Annotated in this window: 16 protein-coding genes; 9 read left to right on the forward strand and 7 right to left on the reverse strand. The window is 70.8% G+C overall.

From position 1 onward, the window contains the following. A complete protein-coding gene (locus M2163_RS40515; protein WP_280847891.1) occupies positions 1-477 on the reverse strand; it encodes a MarR family transcriptional regulator in 477 nt (158 codons plus the stop codon). 74 nt (positions 478-551) lie between these two features. Here M2163_RS40515 and M2163_RS40520 point away from each other — a divergent pair, with 74 nt between their 5' ends. Next, positions 552-1,367, forward strand: coding sequence for an alpha/beta hydrolase (locus tag M2163_RS40520; protein WP_280847890.1), 816 nt, complete (start codon positions 552-554; stop codon positions 1,365-1,367). A 37-nt stretch (positions 1,368-1,404) separates the two neighbouring features. Here the strand turns inward: M2163_RS40520 and M2163_RS40525 are convergent, their stop codons facing one another. Then, complete coding sequence (locus tag M2163_RS40525) at positions 1,405-1,866, reverse strand: universal stress protein (protein ID WP_280847889.1); 462 nt, start codon at positions 1,864-1,866, stop codon at positions 1,405-1,407. Between the two features lie 318 nt (positions 1,867-2,184). Between M2163_RS40525 and M2163_RS40530 the strand changes: the two genes are divergently transcribed. Then, on the forward strand, positions 2,185-3,054 hold the full coding sequence (locus tag M2163_RS40530; protein ID WP_280896510.1) for a polysaccharide deacetylase family protein: 870 nt from the start codon (positions 2,185-2,187) through the stop codon (positions 3,052-3,054). 30 nt (positions 3,055-3,084) lie between these two features. On the opposite strand, the gene M2163_RS40535 is transcribed toward M2163_RS40530, so the two are convergent. Continuing rightward, positions 3,085-3,756, reverse strand: coding sequence for a class F sortase (locus tag M2163_RS40535; RefSeq protein ID WP_280847887.1), 672 nt, complete (start codon positions 3,754-3,756; stop codon positions 3,085-3,087). 333 nt (positions 3,757-4,089) lie between these two features. Between M2163_RS40535 and M2163_RS40540 the strand changes: the two genes are divergently transcribed. Beyond that, the gene (locus M2163_RS40540) at positions 4,090-4,581 is read left to right on the forward strand and encodes a hypothetical protein (RefSeq protein WP_280847886.1); all 492 of its coding nucleotides are present in this window, start codon (positions 4,090-4,092) and stop codon (positions 4,579-4,581) included. Positions 4,582-4,654: 73 nt separating this feature from the next. On the opposite strand, the gene M2163_RS40545 is transcribed toward M2163_RS40540, so the two are convergent. The 3 genes from M2163_RS40545 to M2163_RS40555 form a co-directional block, all read right to left on the reverse strand. Continuing rightward, the gene (locus tag M2163_RS40545; protein WP_280847885.1) at positions 4,655-5,185 is read right to left on the reverse strand and encodes a hypothetical protein; all 531 of its coding nucleotides are present in this window, start codon (positions 5,183-5,185) and stop codon (positions 4,655-4,657) included. Between the two features lie 205 nt (positions 5,186-5,390). After that, positions 5,391-6,155: a DUF4239 domain-containing protein gene (locus M2163_RS40550; protein WP_280847883.1), complete on the reverse strand. Its 765-nt coding sequence runs from the start codon at positions 6,153-6,155 to the stop codon at positions 5,391-5,393. 21 nt (positions 6,156-6,176) lie between these two features. Continuing rightward, positions 6,177-6,308, reverse strand: coding sequence for a hypothetical protein (locus M2163_RS40555; protein WP_280847882.1), 132 nt, complete (start codon positions 6,306-6,308; stop codon positions 6,177-6,179). A gap of 753 nt (positions 6,309-7,061) precedes the next feature. Between M2163_RS40555 and M2163_RS40560 the strand changes: the two genes are divergently transcribed. From M2163_RS40560 to M2163_RS40570, 3 genes are all read left to right on the forward strand, one after another. After that, positions 7,062-8,030 carry an SCO0930 family lipoprotein gene (locus tag M2163_RS40560; protein ID WP_280847880.1) on the forward strand — a complete coding sequence of 323 codons (969 nt, stop codon included), beginning with the start codon at positions 7,062-7,064 and terminating at the stop codon, positions 8,028-8,030. A gap of 221 nt (positions 8,031-8,251) precedes the next feature. Next, positions 8,252-9,073 (forward strand): SAM-dependent methyltransferase, encoded by an 822-nt coding sequence (locus M2163_RS40565; protein ID WP_280847879.1) that lies wholly within the window; start codon positions 8,252-8,254, stop codon positions 9,071-9,073. Continuing rightward, positions 9,070-11,214, forward strand: coding sequence for an EAL domain-containing protein (locus tag M2163_RS40570; protein WP_280847878.1), 2,145 nt, complete (start codon positions 9,070-9,072; stop codon positions 11,212-11,214). The genes M2163_RS40565 and M2163_RS40570 overlap by 4 nt, the downstream gene beginning before the upstream one ends. Before the next feature lie 65 nt (positions 11,215-11,279). Here M2163_RS40570 and M2163_RS40575 read toward each other — a convergent pair whose 3' ends face one another. Continuing rightward, the gene (locus M2163_RS40575; protein ID WP_280847876.1) at positions 11,280-12,167 is read right to left on the reverse strand and encodes a LysR substrate-binding domain-containing protein; all 888 of its coding nucleotides are present in this window, start codon (positions 12,165-12,167) and stop codon (positions 11,280-11,282) included. A 120-nt stretch (positions 12,168-12,287) separates the two neighbouring features. Between M2163_RS40575 and M2163_RS40580 the strand changes: the two genes are divergently transcribed. From M2163_RS40580 to M2163_RS40590, 3 genes are read left to right on the forward strand one after another with little or no spacing between them, the layout of a single operon-like run. Next, a complete protein-coding gene (locus tag M2163_RS40580; RefSeq protein ID WP_280896511.1) occupies positions 12,288-12,959 on the forward strand; it encodes a succinate dehydrogenase in 672 nt (223 codons plus the stop codon). A 2-nt stretch (positions 12,960-12,961) separates the two neighbouring features. Continuing rightward, complete coding sequence (locus M2163_RS40585) at positions 12,962-14,908, forward strand: fumarate reductase/succinate dehydrogenase flavoprotein subunit (protein ID WP_280896512.1); 1,947 nt, start codon at positions 12,962-12,964, stop codon at positions 14,906-14,908. After that, entirely contained in the window at positions 14,905-15,654 is a 750-nt protein-coding gene (locus tag M2163_RS40590) for a succinate dehydrogenase/fumarate reductase iron-sulfur subunit (protein ID WP_280847874.1), read from the forward strand. Before M2163_RS40585 ends, M2163_RS40590 begins: the two co-directional genes overlap by 4 nt. Positions 15,655-15,885: the final 231 nt, after the last annotated feature.

The following is a 15,885-nucleotide window of genomic DNA, read 5'->3' on the forward strand; positions in this document are numbered from 1 at the left end:
TCAGTCCACGTCCCCGTGGTCGAAGGTCCGCAGCATCTCCTTCAGCACACGTACGCACGCCCGGAGTTCGGCGTCGGTCAGCTCACCGCCGCCGACCTGCCGGTTCAGGGCGTGCTCACGCGCGAGGACCGCGGTGATGACGGCCGTGCCCTCGTCCGTGATCCGGATCAGCGAGGACCGCTGGTGGGCGGGGTTGGGCACGGCCCGCGTCCAGCCCCGGTCGATCGCCTCATTGGTCATGCGCTGCACGAACTGCCGGGTCAGCGCCATGATCCGGGCCATCTGAGGAACCGTCATGGGCCCGTACCTGTGCAGCAGGACGAGGACCGAACGCACGCCGACGGACATCCCGCGGTCCGCCTCGTCCTGCTCCAGTGTGCGCAGGCCGCGCCGGTAGAGCGCGCCGACCAGGTCGAACACCTCGCTGACCCGGTGGCCGAGATCGTCGGGTGGCAGTGGCTCGTCGATGTCGTTCACCCGCTCATCATGCACCGCGATCCATCATGACAACCTGGTTGTCAAACTCCCGCGAAGATGACACCTTGGTTGTCATGACAGTCGCTTCGGAACTGAGCTACCACGCGTCCGCCGACGGGGACATCGCCTGTCTGGACACCGGCACCGGCGCCCCCGTCGTCCTCCTGCACTCCGGCTACGTCGACCACCGGCTCTTCGAGGCTCAGACACCCGCACTGGCCGCCGGACACCGCGTCATCGCCGTGGACATCCGCGGCCACGGCTGGAGCGCCAACGCCACCCAGCCCTTCCGCTGGGCCGACGACCTCGCAGGCCTGCTGCGTCATCTCGACGCGGGCCCCGCCGTCCTGGTCGGTGTCTCCATGGGCGGGGCCGTCGCAGGCGACACGGCGATGGAATATCCGGAACTGGTCCGGGGGATCGTGCTGAGCGGCGCCTCGGTCAGCGACTTCCAGTACACCCACGAGTGGACCCGGCAGATCGTGGCCGAGTCACAACGGACCCTGCACTCGGGCGACATCGAGGGCTGGCTGAAGGTGTTCCTCCGGTCGGTCGCGGGCCCCTTCCGCGAGGCCGGGGACATCGACCCGCGGATCCTGGACCACCTGCGCGAGATGGCCCTGCACACCATCGCCAAACACACACCGGGCGAACGGAACTGGCACGTGCCCATGACCGACACCTGGGCCCGCGTCCCCGAGATCGACGTACCGGTGCTCACCGTCAACGGCACGCTCGACTCCCCGGACCTGCTCGCCGACGCCGAACGCTTCGCGAGCACCGCGCAAAACGGCCGCTCGGTCCTGGTGGAGGGCACCTCGCACTTCCCCAACCTGGAGAAGCCCGAGGAGTTCAACGCGATCGTGCTGGACTTCCTGCACTCGCTCTGACCCCGCGCGGGCCCGGGGCGGCGGTGCGGCCCGCCCGCTACGGCACCACGGTCACCGGCCAACGGCCCGCCTTGACCAGGCGTACCGCGACGGAACCGACGATCCGGTGGCCGGCCTGCTCCGAGGCGCCGACGACCACCGCGTCGGCCTTGAGCTCGTCCGCCGCCTTCGTCAGCCCGCTGTAGGGGTCGCCGCGGAAGGTGTGGAACTCCCAGCGCACATCGAATATCCCCTTGTTCTGCTCGGTCGCGAGCCGGATCTGGGCGACCAGGTCCTCGGCGATCTCGTCCGTCGTCTCGGCGACCGGGGCGCCGAGCGCGGCTCCCGAGGCGATCACCGGCTGGACGTACACCACGGCGAGAAGCGCGTTCTGCCGCCGGGCCAGACCACCGGCGTAAGCCGCGGCGCGGAGCGAGGAGTCGGAGCCGTCCACGCCGACGACGATGACCTTGGGCCCGTCCGTGCCCCGCTCGAACTGGTGCGAGTGCTGTTCCGTCACGGCTGTGAGGCTATCGGAAGCCGCAGGTCCGGACGGCATTCGGGGCCCGTCGGCAGCGGTGTGCACACTTTGCCGAAAAAGGGCACCCGAAGGGCGGGTTGCGCACGGGCCGTTCACCGAGGCCCGTCGCCGCCCTCGGCACCCCGGCCTCGACGGAGGGGACGAGGCCGGGGCCGACGCCGATCGCCCCCCTGCGACGTCGTCCTGACGCCCTGCCACGCAGCTCCGGGGCCTTTCGCTGGGCCGGGCGGGTGTATTCGTGCCGCCGCACCGGTGTTGCTGAGGTGCGTCGGCGCTCCGCCGGGCGACTGATGAGTCATGACGAAGGATCAGTTGCTCACACGGCTGTCGTCGAAGGCGGCGGCGGTGCTCACGCGGCGCCGGGCCCTGCTGGCCGGGGCCGCCGCTGCCGGGGCCGCCGGCACGGCCGGAGTGTTCGCGGCCCTCACGGGCCGGGACCCGGTACGCCCGGCGCTCCCCGCCGCCGGCCCGCCCGCCCGTCGCGCGGTCAAGTCCTCGGCCTACCGCCTCCAGCCCCTGACCGGATACGGCCCACCGCAGACCGCCCCCCGCAAGACGCTCGTCCGCCACGAGCCGTTGCTGAAGGTGTCCGGACGCGGCCGGACCATGGTGCTGACCTTCGACGACGGACCCGACCCCCGCTACACCCCGCACATCCTCGACACGCTCGCCGAGTACGACGTCCGCGCGATGTTCTTCGTGTGCGGGGAGATGGCGGTCGACAACCAGGACCTGCTGGCCCGGATGGCCGACGAGGGACACGTCGTCGGCAACCACACCTGGTCCCACCCGCTGCTCACCCGCCTGACCCGCTCCCGCATCCGCTCCGAGATGGAACGCACCAGCGACGTGATCGAGGACGCCTACGGCGAACGTCCGGCATGGTTCCGGGCCCCCTACGGCGCCTGGAACCGGGCCGCGTTCCAGCTGGGCGCCGACCTCGGCATGGAACCCCTCGCCTGGACCGTCGACACCCTCGACTGGACCACCCCGGGCACCCGCCGCATCGTCGGCCGGGTGGAGAACGGCGCCGCCCCCGGCGTCGTGGTGCTCTCGCACGACGCCGGGGGCGACCGCTCCCAGAGCGTCCGGGCCCTGCGCGACTATCTGCCGCACCTCATCGATTCCGGCTATCACATCACCGTTCCGCGACGGCAGTACGCATAGCCGGAATACGCCCGCCGGGTCGGGGAACGCTCAGCGGACCTCGACCAGGCGGGCGAAAGCGACGACGTTTCCCGCATAGCCGCTCTGCTTGGAGAAACCGCCCCCGCAGGTGATGACCCGCAATTCGGGGGTCCCCTTGGAGCCGTACACACGGTCGCCGGGGAAATTGTTCTTCTCGAAGACCTCGATGCCGTAGATCTCGAAGATCGCGGTCTTTCCGTCCGTGCGTCTGATCTCGACGCGATTTCCCTTCTTCAGAGCCCCGAGGCCGTAGAACACGGCGGGGCCCTGTTTGTTGTCGACATGGCCGACGACGACCGCGGTGCCCTTCTCGCCGGGGGACACCGCGCCGGTGAACCAGCCGGCCAGGTTCGGGTCCTCCGGCGGCGGCGCGCCGACCCAGCCGTCCGGGTCCAGGCCGACCGGCACCATCGGCGCGTCCACCCGGATGGCCGGGATGGAGACCCGGTCGGGCGCGGCGAACGGCAGGGGAGCGGGGGCCTCGCCGAAGACGGTGCCGTGCACCCGGCTGTCCGCCGCGGCCGCCGACGCGGGCTGCGGCGGCCCGACGTCGAACTCCCCCGAACCGTTCCGGATGAGCGCGAGGCCGGTCAGCAGAACAAGCGCTATCACGCCCCAGGGAGCGCGCTTCTTCCGCTGCTCCTCCTCTTCGGCCAGATCGGCCAGCTCGGACGCAGACATTGACTTCCCCTCTCGACGCGGCCGTCGCCACGTCATTCGCGCATACGAGAAAGCTAAGTCCCGCGCGCGCAACCGGCGACGGGGCAACGGCGAACGGGTGGCCCCCGAACGCGGGTGGTGAGCCATCCGAGTTGCCGTGAACAGGAATTTTCTGACGGTCCGTGACCTGCGAAGATATCCGATTGTGCGCTTTTCGTTCGGCGTGTCCTCTCACCAGGACGGACCATTCTCGAAATGCGGGCGCGCGCAAGGCGTCTGAGGGTCTTTCTGGGAGGCGTTCTCTCGCCGATCCACCGGGGACCGTTCCCGGGGCGTCTCCCGCGGAGGATTCACATGCGTACTACTCGTGCCCTGGCAGCCGCCGGCGCCGCGGTCGCCGTGCTCGGACTCACCGCCCCGGCGGCCGTCGCCCGGGACGGCATGAACCTGAACCCGAGCAACGTCGTGGCCCTTCCCAACGTCATCGCCCGGGGCGGCCAGCTGACCATCACCGTCAACAACTGCACCGGCAACGCCACCGCGAGCTCGGACGCGTTCCGGACGATCAGGCTCACGACGGGGGCCAACAACCTGGCGACGGGACGCGCCACGGTCAACCGGAACGCGGCCACGGGTTCGCACAGCATCAGCGTCGTCTGCGGCAACGGCACCGTGATCAACCCCACGGCCTTCACCGTCATCGGGGGCGTCCGGGGCGGTCTCGGCGGCAGCACCTCCAGCGGGGCCACCCCGACCGACATGGCCATCGGCGGCGGTCTGGTGGCGCTGGCCGTCATCGGCGGCGGGGTGTTCTGGATGCGCAGGCGGTCCGAGCGCCACATCTGATCTCCGCCCCTTCGGAGGAGACCTCCGCCCCGGCCTGACGAGGACCCGGGGCGGAGGTCTGCGCGCCCGGGAGTCAGGCGCCGTCGTCGCCGGTGCGGCGACGGGCGAAGAAGTACGCCGCCCCGACCGAGCCCGTGATCAGCAGGGCGCCCATGCCGAGCTCCTTCACGTCGAGCCCGGCGAAGCTGCCGCCCTCACCGGCGTGCACGCCCCGGTCGGGGTTGAGGGGCACCGGCGTGGGACCGACCGGGCGGCCGCCTGCGATGGCCAGGCCCGTGCTGCCGCTCACACCGTCGCAGGTGAACGTCACCTGGTAGACCGCACCCGGCCTGGCGTCCCAGTCGACCACCACCGTCGCCTGGCTCTTGTGCGGCGGGATGACGACGGTGTCGAACACGCCGGACGTCACGGTGGCGGAGCCCGTGCAGCCGCCGTGGTTGCGTTCCAGCAGCAGCGCCACCTCCCCGCCCGGGGCGATGGTCGAGGGCAGCACGCTGAAGCCGAAGGGCGTGATGTTGTCGCCCTTCGCCACGGCGGCCGGCGCGGACAGGGTCAGGGCGGTCACGCCCAGCAGTGCGGCCGAAGCGACGCGTATCGCGCGCATGGTGGTTCCTCCGGTCCCCGAGGAGCAACTGCGGATCTGTTCCGCCTGGGTCAGAAATGCGCCTCGATGACCGAAACGCTAGGAACGGGGGTACGTCCGCGCGATCGCTGTGGCTCCGAATGGGGCACACATGTGGGCCGCTCAGGGGACACCGGCGGCGTGTCGGGCGCCGGAGTCCCCCGGGGAGTGTCCGCGGTGCGTGCCGTCAGCCCTTGACGTCGGGGAAGAGGGCGAAGAACGGATCCGCCGACGCCGTGATCCCCCGGCTGTAGGGGGCGTCGAAGTCCCAGATCAGGAAGAGCAGGAAGGCGATCAGCGCGGAGAACAGGCCGGCCAGGATCAGCTCGCGTGTCGTGCGCCGGATCTGCAGCGCGAAGACCATTCCGATCGTGACGACGGCACCGCCCAGCAGACCGAACCAGACCACCCCGGGCATGGTGGGCTCGACCGAGTCCGCCCGGGCGTTGCGGGCCTGGTCCACCGCGGCCACCTGGTCGACGAGCGGCTGGTAGGCCTGGGCCTCGAAGTCGCTCCTCGGCTCGTAGGAGGTGACGTCCGTGCGGAGGCGGTCGAGGAGCTCGGTGCCCTCCTCGGTCATACGGCGGTGGTCGGCCATCTCCTTCCACTCCGTCGTGACGACGTGTCCGACATAGGCGTTGACATCGGCGCGAATGCGGTCACGGACGCCGGCCGGATAGACCTGGACCCGCTCCGAGATCTCGTGCAGCGCCTGCGCCTCCGCCTGGACGTGGTCCTGGGCGGCGCTGCGGGCCTCCCACACGCCCGCGATGGCCAGGCCCAGGACGATGGCGTACACCACACCGATCCACATCGTCATGTACTCGATGACGTCCGGGGTCTCGCTGGGATCCTCGTCCACGGGTGCCGCCTTGTGGCGGATGAGCGTGATGACGACCACCACCGCGCACGCGGCCAGCATCGCGAGGATGAGAACAAGCCATTCCGGCAAGGGATGCCTCCAGGATCGGCACTAGCGGGGCCGCAGGGCGGCCACGGCGACCACCGCGGGCGCGGTGATGAGCAGGACGTAGATCACGGGCGAGGTCGTGCTGTGCGTGGGCCGGTCGGGCGCCTTCGCGTGGCGGTAGGCCGGATAGCTCACCAGGGGTGCGGAGGGACCCGGGGCCGGCTCGGGCGGCGGCGTCCGTGTGGGGGTGGGAGTGGGGGGAGGGGGCGGAGCGGGGGCGGGAGGTGGTGCCGGCCGCGCTCGCGGTGGCGCCGGCTCGGGGACCGGTGCGGGCGGCGGAGCCGGCGGCTCCGGCGTCGGAGTGGGCCGGGGCTTCGGCGGCCTGTGCGTCGGCGGCGGCTTCGGCGGAGGGTCGGGAGACGGCGTCGGAGTGCAAGGAGGCTCTGTGGGAGTGGGGGTTGGAGTGGGGGTGGGCTTCGGGCAGGGCGGGAGGGTGGGCCAGGTGAGGCTTCCGGCGACCGCCACCACCTCGGCGCCGCCGGGACCGGCCGAGGCGTAGGCGCAGGCATCCGCCTCGGCCACCCCCGCCGTGGGGCCGATGAGCGCCCACGCCAAGGTCAGCAGGGCCAACGCACGTATGGCGGTGGCGGATTGGGGTGATTCGGGTCGATGCACGACGGAGATCATGAGGCCTGTCGGGCGATCTCACGCGCGGGCGCGAAGAGATTGCTCCGAAGGAGGGATGAAAGGTCGCCCGATGTTTGACTCCTGGGCGCTTGTCCGTCCGATGAGGCGAACCTCTGTGCGGTCCGGGGCGGGTGTGGTCACAGCTGCCGGAAAGAAATATGCGGGACGGTTGAACACAACCCCTGCTCCGCTGCGTATCCATGGTCGTGCGGCGGCGCAGCAGGGCGCTGCAACACCCTTTTGAATTATGGGGAGTTGACGATGAAGACCTCCTGGCGGAACGCCTCACTCGTGGCAAGCGCCGCGGCGGTGCTGGCGCTGACGACGGCGTGCGGTCAGGAAGGCGGCACGTCGTCGGTGGGCAGCCAGAACGTCGGCGCCACGGCGGCGGCGGGCGGCTACGGCGGTGTCGGCTCCGGAATCGGGACGGGCACCAGCCCCAGCCCCACCGCGACGTCCACCGCGATCGGCCAGGGCAACCTGGGCGCCCAGTCGGCCTCGGCCGGAAAGTTGCAGGTGTCCGCGAACGCCGAGCTCGGGGACGTGCTGACCGATGCCACCGGTCTCACTCTCTACCGCTTCGACGAGGACACCGCCGAGCCGCCGAAGTCCAACTGCAACGGCGACTGTGCGACGGCCTGGCCCCCGGTGCCCGCGGACGACGCCTCGGCCGGTGCCGGGATCGACAAGGCGCTGCTCGGTGAGGTGACCCGGGCCGACGGCAGCAAGCAGCTGACCATCGGCGGCTGGCCGGCCTACCGCTACGCCAAGGACACCAAGGCCGGTGACCTGACCGGTCAGGGCGTGGGCGGCAAGTGGTACGCGCTGGCGCCCACCGGCAAGAAGGCGTCCGTCGCCAGCCTGCCCGGACTGTCCACGCGCAACGACCCCGACCTGGGCGAGATCGTCGTCGACAAGAACGGCATGACGGTCTACCGCTTCGCCAAGGACAAGGCCTGGCCCGAGCCGGTGTCCAACTGCACCGGTGCCTGCCTGGAGAAGTGGCCGGCCGTGGCGCCCGTGTCGGCGAACGACACCAAGGGTGTGCAGAAGAAGGGCCTGATGAGCTTCACGCGTTCCGACGGCGTCAAGCAGCAGACGGTCAACTGCTCGCCCATCTACACCTTCGCGGCGGACAAGCAGCCGGGAGACACCAACGGCCAGGGCGTCGGCGGCACCTGGTACGCCGTCCGCCCCAACGGAGAGATGGTCGGCGTCTCCGACAAGTGACACCGGCCCCACCGATCCACCGGTCCGACCCCTCCGCGCCGCACGGAGGGGTCGGACCGGTTTGCCGTCGTTCCGTAGAGAATCCGCAGCCATGTTTGGACGGCACGTGCCGCAGGCAGTGACCGGGAACGGACGGTCAATTTCCGTTTCCGCTCGCTCCATTGGCGGGCGATCAGTAGCCTCAGCTCGAACACCGGATCGCCTACGCCTTGGAGAGATACATGGAGCGTCCCGCCTGGGCTCCCCGGAGCATCGACATCTCGGTGCCGAGCGTGGCGCGTATCTACGACTTCTACCTGGGCGGTTCGCACAACTTCGAGGCCGACCGGGCGGCGGCCCGCAAGGCCATGGAGCACGTACCGGGGCTGCCGAAGATCATGCAGGCGAACCGGGCGTTCATGCGCCGTGCCGTGCGCTTCGCGGTCGACCAGGGCATCACGCAGTTCCTCGACATCGGCTCCGGCATCCCCACCTTCGGCAACGTCCACGAGGTCGCCCAGAGCGCCAGTCCCGGCGCCCGGGTCGTGTACGTCGACCACGATCCGGTGGCGGTCGCGCACAGCCGGGCGGTCATCGCGGACAACCCGGACGCCGACGTCGTCGCGGCCGACCTCCGCAAGCCCCAGGAGATCCTGGAGAGCGCCGAGGTCCGGCGGCTGATCGACCCGAACCGTCCGGTGGCGGTGCTTCTCGTTGCCATACTGCACTTCGTGGAAGACACGGACGACCCCCAGGGAGCGGTGGCCGAGCTGCGCGACGCGTTCGCGCCCGGCAGCCTGCTGGTGCTCACCCATGCCGCCTACGAGGGCATCCCGCTGTCGCAGGAGCAGGTCCAGGGCGCGATGGACGTGTACGAGGACATCCGCAACCCGCTGATCATGCGCTCGCACCACGAGATCGCACGGTTCTTCGAGGGGTACGACATGGTGGAACCCGGACTGGTGCCGATGCCGCGGTGGCGGCCGGAGTCGGAGAACTGGAACCCCGACGACGAGGATCCGTGGGCCTTCTCCCAGTTCGGCGGCGTGGGGCGGACGGCGTGAGCGCGGAGCCGGACGGCCCGGAGGACAGACTGCGCCGGTTCGCGACGATCTGGAGCCGGGCCGTGTTCCCGGTGACGTCGACGTCCGCGACCCGGCCGGAGTTCGAGGAGCAACTGCTGCCGCTCGCCCGCCGGTTGAGCGAGGCACTCGCGGCCAGGACCGTCGACACGGACGCGGGCCGGGCGGTCGGCGCCGCCCTCGTCGGCGCGCACTGCACCGACCCGGAGGCGCTGACCCGCTCCCTGGACTGCGTCGACGCCTATCTGGTGCTCTACTGCGGCGGTGACGGCGACCGCGAGGACCTGCGGTCCCGGTCCGCACGCCTCCAGCACGCCATGGCCGCCGGGTTCGCGCAGGCGCTGCGCGAGCGGACGCTGGCCGAGCAGGAGGCCATCGCGCAGGCCGCGCTGGAGGCGCAGGGCGTGGTGGCGCAGGCGCTGCACGCGACCGAGGCCCGCTTCCGGGCGGTGTTCGAGGGCGCGGCCATAGGAATCGGCATCGCCGACCTCGACGGCAACGTCCTCCAGGTCAACGGGGCCCTGCTGCGCATGTTCGGCATCACCGACCAGACGATGCGCGGCCGGAACGTGCGGGAGTGGACCCACCCCGACGACGCACCCCAGACCTGGACGCTCTACGACGAACTCGTCCGCGGCGAGCGCGAGCACTACCACCTCGAAAAGGCCTTCTACCGCCCGGACGGCACGGTCCTGTGGACCAACCTGACGGTCTCCCTGCTGCGGGACGCCGACGGCGTCCCGCAGTACCAGCTGGCCCTCATGGAGGACACCACCGAGCGCCGGCTGCTCAACCTCCGGCTGCGCTACGAGGCCACGCACGACGCCCTCACCGGGCTGCCCAACCGCACCCTGTTCTTCGAACGCCTGGAGAAGGCCCTCAGCGCGGGCGAGGGCCAGCGGTTCGGCCTGTGCTACCTCGACCTCGACGGCTTCAAGACCATCAACGACAGCCTCGGCCACGCGGCCGGCGACCGGCTGCTCGTCGAGGTCGCCGACCGGCTCCAGTCCTGTGCGACCGCGCCGGGCGAGATGGTGGCCCGCCTCGGCGGTGACGAGTTCGTGGCGCTGACCACCGGTCCCGACACCGAGAGCGAGGTGGACGACCTCGCGGCGCGCATCATGAACGTGCTGCTCGCCCCGGTTCGCATCGACGGCCGGGAGCTGACCGTGCGCGGCAGCATCGGCATCGTCGAGGGCCCGGCGGGGGAGCGGGGCCCCGCGGAGGTGCTGCGCAGCGCCGACATCACGATGTACCGGGCCAAGTCGGCGGGCGGCAACCGCTTCGAGCTGGCCGACCCGGAGGCCGACGCCCGCGCCATCACCCGGCACGGGCTGACCACACAGCTGCCCGCGGCCCTTGACCGTGGCGAGTTCTTCATCGAGTACCAGCCGCTGGTGCACCTCGGTGACGGCAGTGTGCGGGGTGCCGAGGCGCTGGTGCGCTGGCTGCACCCGCAGCACGGCGTCCTCGGGCCCGACCGGTTCATCCCGCTCGCCGAGCACACCGGGCTGATCGTGCCGCTCGGCCGCTGGGTCCTGGAGCAGTCGGTGCGGCAGGCCCGCGCATGGCGAGAACGGTACGGCGAGAACACCGCGGGCGGACCGCTCCGCATCAACGTCAACCTCTCGCCCTGCCAGCTCAGTCACCCCGGCCTGGTGCAGGACACGGTGGACATCCTGGAGCGCGCCGGGGTGTCCCCCGACGCCCTCTGCCTCGAAGTCACCGAGTCGGCCCTCATCGGCGCCGACGACGACCTGCTCAAACCGCTGCGCCGACTCGCCGAGATGGGCGTCGACATCGCCCTGGACGACTTCGGCACCGGTTACTCGAACCTGGCGAACCTCCGCCGCCTGCCGGTCAGCGTCCTCAAGCTGGACCGCTCCTTCACCCAGAGCATGCAGCAGTTCCCCGCCGACCCGGTCGACCTCAAGATCGTGGAGGGGATCGTTTCGCTCGCCCACGGCCTGGACCTCGCGGTGACGGTCGAGGGCGTCGAAACCGGCGCGCAGGCCGAGCAGTTGCGGATACTGGGCTGCGACACGGCCCAGGGCTGGTACTACGCCCGCCCGGGCCCGCCGGAGCGACTGCACGAGCTGGCCCTGGTGGACGCGACGGGCTGAACGCGCGACGCAGGGCGCCGGAACCGGGTGCGGGCCACGACGACGGCGTGCCCCGCCACCGCCGCTCAGCGTTCCAGCAGCATGCGCTGCAACTCCCGTGCCGCGCGAGGTGGAGCCACGTCGCTGCGGTGGGCCAGGGCGATGGTCCGGTGCAGTCCGGGCCGGGCGAGCGGGGTGACCCGCAGCCCCCGTCCGGAGCGCGTGGCCACCATGCGCGGCACGACGGCCACGCCGAGCCCGGCCCGTACGAAGCCGAGGACGGCGTCCATCTCCCCGCCCTCCACGGCGAAGTCCGGTTCGAAACCCTCCGCGCGGCACGCTGCCACGGTCAGCTCGCGCAGGTCGTATCCGTGCCGGAACATCACCAGCGGTTCGCTCTCCAGGTCGGCGACGCGCACGGTGCGCCGGCCCGGACCGCCCGGTGCCGGGGCCTCCGGCGAGGAGACGACGACCAGGTCCTCCCGCAGCAGTTCCACCGTCGTCAGCGCCGGGGACGGCGTGGGCAGCGGGAGGACCACCAGGGCCAGGTCGAGGGCGCCGCGCGCGAGCAGCCGTACGAGATCGTGGGAGCCGCCCTCCTCGATCAGCAGGCGGATGCCGGGATAGCGGTCGTGGAAGGCGCGCAGCACGTCCGGCAGCAGACCGGTGCACAGGCTCGGGGTGGCGCCGAGCCGGACCCGGCCGCTGCGCAGCTGCACCAGTTCCTGCACCTCGTGCCGGGCCGTGTCCGCGTCGGCCAGGATGCGGCGGGCCAGCGGCAGCAGGGCCTCGCCCGCGTCGGTGAGGGTGATGTTGCCGCGTGCCCGCGTGAACAGGTCCGCCCCGAGCTCCCGTTCCAGGGCCCGGATCTGCTGCGACAGCGAGGGCTGGGCGACATGGACCGCCTCGGCGGCACGGGTGAAGTGCCGGGTCTCGGCGACCGCCACGAAGTACTGGAGCTGCTGGAACTGCATCCTCGTACGATAGCCGTTGGCTATGGAATCAAGCCGGACCATGTCTTGGACCGATCGGGACCTTCGGCCCTAGCGTGATGACCCATGGCTCTGGCAACGCGGACGGACCGACGGCCGTCCATGGCACGCACCGTGTGGGACAGCTCCGTCGGCAAGAAGACCGTGATGGCGGTCAGCGGACTGATCATGCTGCTGTACCTGGTCGTCCACATGATCGGCAATCTGAAGATCTTCTTCGGGGCGGGTGAGTTCAACCACTACGCGCACTGGCTGCGCACGGTCGGCGAACCGTTCATGCACTACGAGTGGACGCTCTGGCTGATCCGGATCGTGCTGGTCGTCGCCGTGGTCGCGCACGCCGTCTCCGCCTACCAGCTCAGCCGCCGGGACATCCGGGCCCGGCCCGGCAAGTACGTCCACAGGAAGCCCCGGGCGAGCTACGCGACGCGCACCATGCGCTGGGGCGGGATCATCCTCGGCCTGTTCGTCGTCTGGCACATCCTCGACCTGACGACGGGCACCGTGCACTCCGGCGGCTTCCAGGAGGGCCGGCCCTACCAGAACGTCGTGGACACCTTCTCCACCTGGTACGGCAACGTCGTCTACATCGTCGCGATGCTCGCCCTCGGCCTGCACGTCCGCCACGGCTTCTGGAGTGCCGCGCAGACCCTCGGCGTCGGCAGCCGCACCCGCGACCGGGCCCTCAAGGCCGTCGCCAATGTCCTCGCACTGCTGCTCACGGCCGGCTTCATCGCCGTCCCCGTGGGTGTCATGACCGGAGTGGTGAGCTGAACATGACCTACGTCGACTACACGACCGGCGCGCCGCTGACCGACGGCAAGGCGCCCTCCGGGCCCGTCAACGAGCGGTGGGACAAGCGCCGGTTCGAGGCCAAGCTCGTCAACCCCGCCAACCGGCGCAAGCACACGGTGATCGTGGTGGGCACCGGCCTCGCGGGCGGCTCCGCGGGCGCGACCCTCGCCGAACAGGGCTACCACGTCGTGCAGTTCTGCTACCAGGACTCCCCGCGCCGCGCCCACTCCATCGCCGCGCAGGGCGGCATCAACGCGGCCAAGAACTACCGCAACGACGGCGACTCGATCCACCGGCTGTTCTACGACACCGTCAAGGGCGGCGACTTCAGGGCGCGCGAGTCCAACGTGCACCGCCTGGCGCAGATCTCGGTCGAGATCATCGACCAGTGCGTGGCGCAGGGCGTGCCCTTCGCGCGGGAGTACGGCGGTCTGCTCGACACCCGCTCCTTCGGCGGGGTCCAGGTCTCCCGGACCTTCTACGCCCGCGGCCAGACGGGACAGCAGCTGCTGCTCGGCGCCTACCAGGCCCTCAGCAGGCAGATCGCCGCCGGGAACATCGAGATGCACCCGCGCACCGAGATGCTCGACCTGATCGTCGTCGACGGACGGGCGCGGGGGATCGTGGCCCGCGATCTCATCACCGGCCGGATCAGCACCTACTTCGCGGACGCGGTGGTGCTGGCCTCCGGCGGCTACGGCAACGTCTTCTACCTGTCGACGAACGCCATGAACTCCAACGCGACCGCGATCTGGCGGGCCCATCGCCGCGGCGCCCACTTCGCCAACCCCTGCTTCACACAGATCCATCCGACCTGCATCCCGCGCACCGGCGACCACCAGTCCAAGCTCACGCTGATGAGCGAGTCGCTGCGCAACGACGGCCGGATCTGGGTGCCGAAGGCCAAGGGTGACACCCGTCCGCCGAACGAGATCCCCGAGGACGAGCGCGACTACTACCTGGAGCGCATCTACCCCTCCTTCGGCAACCTGGTCCCGCGGGACATCGCCTCCCGCGCCGCGAAGAACGTCTGCGACGAGGGGCGCGGAGTCGGCCCCGGCGGTCAGGGCGTCTACCTGGACTTCGCCGACGCGATCGAGCGGATGGGGCGGGGGGCCGTCGAGGCCAAGTACGGCAACCTCTTCGACATGTACCAGCGGATCACCGACGAGGATCCGTACGAGGTGCCGATGCGGATCTACCCGGCCGTGCACTACACGATGGGCGGGCTGTGGGTCGACTACGACCTCCAGACCACCGTGCCCGGCCTGTTCGCGATCGGCGAGGCGAACTTCTCGGACCACGGGGCGAACCGCCTGGGCGCCTCGGCGCTGATGCAGGGCCTGGCCGACGGCTACTTCGTCCTTCCGGCGACCATCAACGACTACCTCGCCCGCAACCCGCACCAGGACCCGGTGACCGACGAGCACCCCGCCGTGCAGGAGGTGCTGGCGGAGACCGAGGACCGGATCAACCTGCTCCTCGCCGTCGACGGCGACCGTACGCCGGACTCCTTCCACCGCGAGGTCGGCGAACTCATGTGGGAGTTCTGCGGGATGGCCCGCTCCGACACGGGACTGCGCAAGGCGCTGGAGCGCATCCCGCAGATCCGCGAGGAGTTCTGGCGGCGCATCAAGGTCCCGGGCACCGGCGAGGAGTTCAACCAGTCCCTGGAGAAGGCCAACCGGATCGTCGACTACCTGGAGCTCGCCGAGCTGATGTGCCTGGACGCACTGCACCGCGCCGAGTCCTGCGGCGGTCACTTCCGCGAGGAGTCCCAGACGCCCGACGGCGAAGCCGCCCGCAGGGACGACGAGTTCGCCTACGCGGCCGCCTGGGAGTTCACCGGCACCGGCGAGGCGCCCGTCCTGCACAAGGAAGACCTGGTCTTCGAGTACGTCCACCCCACCCAGCGGAGCTACGCATGAAGCTCACCCTGCGCGTCTGGCGCCAGAAGAACGCCGACGCCGACGGAGCGATGTCCACGTACGAGGTGGACGGCATCTCGTCCGACATGTCCTTCCTGGAGATGCTGGACACCCTCAACGAGGAGCTCATCCTGCGCGGTGAGGACCCCGTCGCCTTCGACCACGACTGCCGCGAGGGCATCTGCGGCGCCTGCTCGCTCGTCATCAACGGCGACGCCCACGGGCCCGAGCGGACCACCACCTGCCAGCTGCACATGCGGTCCTTCTCCGACGGCGACACGATCGACATCGAGCCGTGGCGGGCGGCCGCGTTCCCGGTGATCAAGGACCTGGTCGTGGACCGCTCGGCCTTCGACCGGATCATCCAGGCCGGGGGATACATCACCGCGCCCACCGGATCGGCCCCGGAGGCGCACGCCACGCCGGTGCCCAAGCCCGACGCCGACTTCGCCTTCGAGCACGCCGAGTGCATCGGATGCGGGGCGTGCGTGGCCGCCTGTCCCAACGGCGCGGCGATGCTGTTCACCTCGGCGAAGGTGAACCATCTGAACGTGCTGCCGCAGGGTGCCCCCGAGCGGGAGACCCGGGTGCTGGACATGGTGGAGCAGATGGACGAGGAGGGCTTCGGCGGCTGCACGCTGGCCGGTGAGTGCGCCACGGCCTGCCCCAAGGGCATCCCCCTGGTCTCCATCACGAGCATGAACAAGGAGTGGCTGCGGGCCACACGGAAGGTGGGGAAGCGGTAGCCGGATCACCGGGCGTGCGCGCCGCCGTCGTGGCTGGTCGCGCCCACGCGGCGGAGCCGCATATCGATACAGCCCCGCGCCCCTTCAGGGCGCACCGCCAGACGTTCGCCGATCAGCGCGGACGGGTGGGGCCGGACGTGGTGCTCATGCCCGGCCCCACCACGCCTGACCGCTCTCCGTCACCGGTGGGACACCGCCCGGTCGGTGGAGGCGCAGGTCCCGGACACCTTG

The organism is Streptomyces sp. SAI-135, assembly GCF_029893805.1.
In the GTDB taxonomy this organism is placed as follows: Bacteria; Actinomycetota; Actinomycetes; order Streptomycetales; family Streptomycetaceae; genus Streptomyces.

Coding starts and splice junctions, on each gene's coding strand:
- M2163_RS40520 (WP_280847890.1), top strand. CDS start 552: ATGACAGTCGCTTCGGAACTGAGCTACCACGCGTCCGCCGACGGGGAC.
- M2163_RS40530 (WP_280896510.1), top strand. CDS start 2,185: ATGACGAAGGATCAGTTGCTCACACGGCTGTCGTCGAAGGCGGCGGCG.
- M2163_RS40535 (WP_280847887.1), bottom strand. CDS start 3,756: ATGTCTGCGTCCGAGCTGGCCGATCTGGCCGAAGAGGAGGAGCAGCGG.
- M2163_RS40540 (WP_280847886.1), top strand. CDS start 4,090: ATGCGTACTACTCGTGCCCTGGCAGCCGCCGGCGCCGCGGTCGCCGTG.
- M2163_RS40545 (WP_280847885.1), bottom strand. CDS start 5,185: ATGCGCGCGATACGCGTCGCTTCGGCCGCACTGCTGGGCGTGACCGCC.
- M2163_RS40560 (WP_280847880.1), top strand. CDS start 7,062: ATGAAGACCTCCTGGCGGAACGCCTCACTCGTGGCAAGCGCCGCGGCG.
- M2163_RS40565 (WP_280847879.1), top strand. CDS start 8,252: ATGGAGCGTCCCGCCTGGGCTCCCCGGAGCATCGACATCTCGGTGCCG.
- M2163_RS40575 (WP_280847876.1), bottom strand. CDS start 12,167: ATGCAGTTCCAGCAGCTCCAGTACTTCGTGGCGGTCGCCGAGACCCGG.
- M2163_RS40580 (WP_280896511.1), top strand. CDS start 12,288: ATGGCACGCACCGTGTGGGACAGCTCCGTCGGCAAGAAGACCGTGATG.
- M2163_RS40585 (WP_280896512.1), top strand. CDS start 12,962: ATGACCTACGTCGACTACACGACCGGCGCGCCGCTGACCGACGGCAAG.
- M2163_RS40590 (WP_280847874.1), top strand. CDS start 14,905: ATGAAGCTCACCCTGCGCGTCTGGCGCCAGAAGAACGCCGACGCCGAC.